Here is a 4,708-nt window from a genome sequence, read left to right on the forward strand (position 1 = left end):
CGCAGCGCGGGGTGGATTGCCTCGCCTGTCCGGTACGCGGCTGAGGCGGCGCCGGGCGGGCCGGGGTCACCGGCCCGCCGGGTCTACCGGTCGGAGCGTTCCCGCCCACCGCCGGCGGTGGTGCGTTCCATCGCGGCCATGAACCGCTGGTGCTCGGCCAGCGAGGCCGGGTCCCCCGTCGCCTTCGGGGCCCGTTGGGCCCAGCCCGCCCACACGGCGGCGAACACCGCGGCGACGCAGGGAATGATCAACCAGGCGAGCGCAGCCATCTCAGTACTCCCAGCTCGTCGTGTCTATGAGCAGACTAACCATCCCGGCGGACAACGCCGCGGGCGCCGTCCGGGTTACGGCACGGCCGATCGGCTCACTTCCGGGGAGTATCCGGCGCAGCGTCCCACACCCGTTCGAGTGAGCGACCGGCGCGCCTTCGCCGCGGGGGCGTCCGACGGGCCCTCAGCAGCCGCCGGCGCCCACCCACTCCTCCTCGCCGTCCGCGAAGACCTGGTGCTTCCAGATCGGCACCTCGTGCTTGAGGTCGTCGATCAGCCGGCGGGCGGCGGCGAACGCCTCGCCGCGGTGGGCGCAGGACACGGCGACGATCACGGCCTTGTCGGTGATCCCCAGCCGGCCGACCCGGTGCACCGCGGCCAGCGCCCGGACCGGGAAGTCGGCGACGACCTTCTCGGCGACCCGGCGCAGCTCCTGCTCCGCCGTCGGGTGGCAGCTGTACTCCAGCACGGAGACCTGCTTGCCGCCGTCGTGGTCGCGGACCGTCCCGACGAAGACGGTCGTCCCGCCGGCCGCGTCGTCCCCCACCGCCTCGTGGACCTCGTCGAGCGACAGCGGGGTGTCGCGGATCGCGAGCAGACGGATCGGATCGTGATTCTCGGACATGCCCCCATGATTGCCCATGCCCGGCGGGCGGCGGCAAGGGCCTTCCTCGCCGCGGCACGGGCGTGCCGCGGGGCCGTCGTCCGCGGGGCCCGTGCGGTGTGCCCCGCGGCCCGTACGGTGTGCCCCGAACCCGCGTGCCCCTGTGCTCCTGCACTCCTGTGCCCGCGTGCCCCTGTGCCCCTGTGCCCGCGCGCCCCGGGACGGACGGCCCGGCCCCGGCCCGCCGTCCCGGAGACCGCTCAGAACCGGCGCCGCTTGCGCGCCCGCCGCACCAGCGCCGCCGTACCCACCAGCGCCACCGTCGCGCCCGCCGCGCCCAGGCTCGTCGCCGCCTCCTTGCCGCCGAGCCGCCGGCCCGCCACCGCGTGCTTGCCCGCCACCTGCGCCAGCAGCTCCGCCAGCACCTCCTCGTTGGTGTGCGTCGGACGCCAGCCCGCCTCGTGCAGCCGGCTGCCCGACACCACCCACGGGTACATCGTGTACGCGAGGTCCCCCGCCGGGGCCGGCGTCAGCCCCAGCCGGTGCAGTCGGGCCGCCGTCCCCAGCGCCAGCGAGGCGGGCAGCTCCATCCGCCGGATCCCCGACAGCCGCTCCACGTCCTCCTGCTCCAGCCAGCCGTCGCAGCCGACCGTCACCTCGCCCTCGACCAGGCCCAGCGCCGCGTACTCCAGCGCCGCCGCCAGGTCGTCCACGTGACAGAACTGCCAGCACGGGCGGGACCCGGCCACCACCAGCAGCCGAGGCGCCTCGAAGTGCCGGGTCAGCACCGTGTCCACCCCCGGGCCGACCACCACGGCCGGGCGCAGCACCGTCACCTGCAGCCCCGGGTGCGCCCGCGGCGCCCGGCGGGCGAGCCGCTCGATCTCCAGCAGGTCCCCGACCAGCGAGGCCTCCTCGGTCGCCCGCAGCTCCGAGTCCTCCGCCAGCGGCACCTCGTTGTCCGGCAGGGCGCCGTAGACCATCGCCGACGTGCACAGCACCACCCGGTGCACCCCGGCCGCGGCGGCCGCGGTCAGCACGGTCTGCGCGCCGCGGACGTTGTAGGCGCTGCGGGCCCGCGCGTCCGACTCCATGCCCAGGTCCATCGCCAGGTGGACGACCACGTCCACCCCGGCCAGCCGTTCGGCCACCGCCGGGTCCCGGACGTCCAGGACCCGCCACTGCACCCCCGGCACCTCGCCGCGCCGGTCGTCGACCGCCAGGACCTTGCGCACCCCCGGCGAGGCGACCAGGCGGGCCGCGACCCGCTCGCCGAGCACCCCGGCGGCACCCGTGACCGCCACGGTCAGCGGTCTTCCGTCATAGGCTGGAGGCGGCGACGCCGTGATGTCCGGGGCGTCCTCTCCTCCGGTCAGCCCAGAGCGAACGTCCGAAGGCGGGGAACTCACCGGCCATCCTCCACGGTTAGCTTATGTGCGTGCGTACGTGTGTCACGTACGTCCATCCTGCCCGAGGCGGAGGCCCGGCGGTGCACCCGGCGCGGGTCAGCCGCCCGGGAGCCGCCCGCCGGCCGGGGGTCCCCCACTCCACCGACCGCCCCGGGCACGCAGACTTCACCGCCACCACCCGTATGACGGCCGACCGGATCGAGGACCCCGTGAGCGACCTTCCCTTCGGATTCGGCGTTCCGCCCGAGGAGCCCGAGGACGGCAAGGCCAAGCCCGACGACGACCGGAAGAAGAAGGACGAGGGCGGCGCCCAGAGCGGCCCCAACCCGTTCGGCTTCACCGCGGGCAACCCGCTGGGCGCCCTGTTCGGCATGGGCCTGCCCGGCATGCCCGGCGCCCCCGGGGCGGGCGGCGCCGGCGGCGCCGGCGACAACCCCTTCGCCGCGATGTTCGGCGGCCTCAACCCCAACGACCTCGGCGCCGCCTTCCAGCAGCTCGGCCAGATGCTCTCCTTCGAGGGCGGTCCGGTCAACTGGGACCTCGCCAAGGACATCGCCCGGCAGACCGTCGTCGCCGAGCCCGCCGAGGGCAAGAGCAAGGACCGCTCGGTCGGCGCCGCCGAACGCTCCGCCGTCGCCGAGGCCGTCCGGCTCGCCGATCTCTGGCTCGACGGTGTCACCACCTTCCCCTCCGGCGCCGGCACCGCCGTCGCCTGGAGCCGCGCCGAGTGGATCGAGGCCACCCTCCCGGTCTGGAAGGACCTCGTCGACCCGGTCGCCGAACGCGTCGGCAACGCCATGGGCGGCGTGCTGCCCGAGGAGATGCAGGCCATGGCCGGCCCGCTGCTGGGCATGATGCGCTCCATGGGCGGCGCCATGTTCGGCACCCAGATCGGCCAGGCGCTCGGCGCGCTCGCCGCCGAGGTGGTCGGCTCCGCCGACGTCGGCCTGCCGCTCGCCCCGGCCGGCAAGGCCGCGCTGCTGCCGCAGAACGTCGCCGAGTTCGGCGAGGGCCTCAGCGTCCCCGCCGAGGAGGTCCGCCTCTACCTCGCCCTGCGCGAGGCCGCCCACCAGCGCCTCTTCGCCCACGTGCCGTGGCTGCGCGCCCACCTGCTGGGCGCCGTCGAGGCCTACGCCCGCGGCATCAAGGTCGACTCCTCCCGCATGGAGGAGCTGGTCGGCCAGCTCGACCCGAGCAACCCCGAGGCCCTCCAGGAGGCCCTCGCCGGCGGCCTGCTCCAGCCCGAGGACACCCCGGCGCAGAAGGCCGCCCTCGCCCGGCTGGAGACCGCGCTCGCCCTCGTCGAGGGCTGGGTCGACGCGGTCGTGCACGCCGCCGCCGAACCGCACCTGCCGCAGGCCGGCGCCCTGCGCGAGACCGTCCGCCGCCGCCGCGCCGCCGGCGGGCCCGCCGAGCAGACCTTCGCCACCCTCGTCGGCCTGGAGCTGCGCCCGCGCCGGCTGCGCGACGCCGCCCGCCTCTGGGCGCTGCTCGCCGACGCCCGCGGCACCGACGGCCGCGACGACCTCTGGCAGCACCCGGACATGCTCCCCACCGCCGCCGACCTCGACGACCCCGACGCCTTCGTGCACCGGGGCACCGGCGACGGTCTGGAGGGCGGCATCGACTTCGACGCCCTCGACAAGCTGCTCGGCGAGGCCGCGGCCGGCGGCGCCCCCGGCGCCCCGAAGCCCGACCTCACCAAGGACGACGGCCAGGACGACCGCAACGGCGGCGACGGCGACGGAAAGGGCGAGCCCACCGCATGACGGCCACCGAGACGCACCCCGCCGGACCGCCCGACGGGGCCACCGAAGGGCTGCACGCCGACGCCGTCCGGGCACTGGACGGCTGGCGTCCCGCCGAAGCCGGGCAGGACGAGCTGCGCCGGTCCTACCTGCGGCACCTCGCGGAGCAGCCCGAGGGCCTGTTCCGCTCCTGCCTGCCCGCGCACATCACCGCCAGCGCCGTCGTGGTGGACCCCGCCGCCGGGCGCGTGCTGCTGACCCTGCACCCCAAGGTCGGCCGGTGGCTGCAGATGGGCGGCCACTGCGAACCGGGCGACCCCGGCCTCGCCGCGGCCGCCCTGCGCGAGGCCACCGAGGAGTCCGGGATCCCCGGCCTCGCCCTCCTCGCCACCGACGGCGCGCCGGCCCCGGTCAGACTCGACCGCCACCAGGTCCGCTGCACCGGCAAGGACCGGCCCGAGAGCACCCACCTCGACGTCCAGTACGTCGCGGTGGCACCGCCCGGCGCCCGCGAGCTGATCAGCGAGGAGTCGCTCGACCTGCGCTGGTTCGGCTACGACCGCCTCCCGGAGCTCACGGACCACTCAGTGCGCGCCCTCGTCGCCCGCGCCCGCGAACTCACCGGCTGAGGCGTTCGGGAGCGCCAGGACGGCGGAAGGGGCGCGGACCATTGAGGTC

5 protein-coding genes are annotated in these 4,708 nt (G+C 76.1%); 2 read left to right on the forward strand and 3 right to left on the reverse strand.

Annotated features, from left to right (window positions below):
• Window positions 1-83: 83 nt before the first annotated feature.
• The 3 genes from ACFCX4_RS34815 to ACFCX4_RS34825 all read right to left on the reverse strand — a co-directional run bounded on the left by ACFCX4_RS34815 (window position 84) and on the right by ACFCX4_RS34825 (window position 2,282).
• Window positions 84-269: a hypothetical protein gene (locus tag ACFCX4_RS34815; RefSeq protein ID WP_376151239.1), complete on the reverse strand. Its 186-nt coding sequence runs from the start codon at window positions 267-269 to the stop codon at window positions 84-86.
• A gap of 184 nt (window positions 270-453) precedes the next feature.
• On the reverse strand, window positions 454-894 hold the full coding sequence (locus tag ACFCX4_RS34820) for a molybdenum cofactor biosynthesis protein MoaE (protein WP_376151241.1): 441 nt from the start codon (window positions 892-894) through the stop codon (window positions 454-456).
• Window positions 895-1,133: 239 nt separating this feature from the next.
• Window positions 1,134-2,282, reverse strand: a complete 1,149-nt coding sequence (locus ACFCX4_RS34825; RefSeq protein ID WP_376151243.1) for an NAD-dependent epimerase/dehydratase family protein — start codon at window positions 2,280-2,282, stop codon at window positions 1,134-1,136.
• 209 nt (window positions 2,283-2,491) lie between these two features.
• Between ACFCX4_RS34825 and ACFCX4_RS34830 the strand changes: the two genes are divergently transcribed.
• A complete protein-coding gene (locus tag ACFCX4_RS34830) occupies window positions 2,492-4,051 on the forward strand; it encodes a zinc-dependent metalloprotease (protein WP_376151245.1) in 1,560 nt (519 codons plus the stop codon).
• Window positions 4,048-4,659 carry an NUDIX hydrolase gene (locus tag ACFCX4_RS34835; protein ID WP_376151247.1) on the forward strand — a complete coding sequence of 204 codons (612 nt, stop codon included), beginning with the start codon at window positions 4,048-4,050 and terminating at the stop codon, window positions 4,657-4,659. The genes ACFCX4_RS34830 and ACFCX4_RS34835 overlap by 4 nt, the downstream gene beginning before the upstream one ends.
• The last annotated feature ends 49 nt before the right edge of the window (window positions 4,660-4,708 follow it).

This window comes from Kitasatospora sp. NPDC056327 (assembly GCF_042261735.1).
Classification (GTDB): Bacteria; Actinomycetota; Actinomycetes; order Streptomycetales; family Streptomycetaceae; genus Kitasatospora.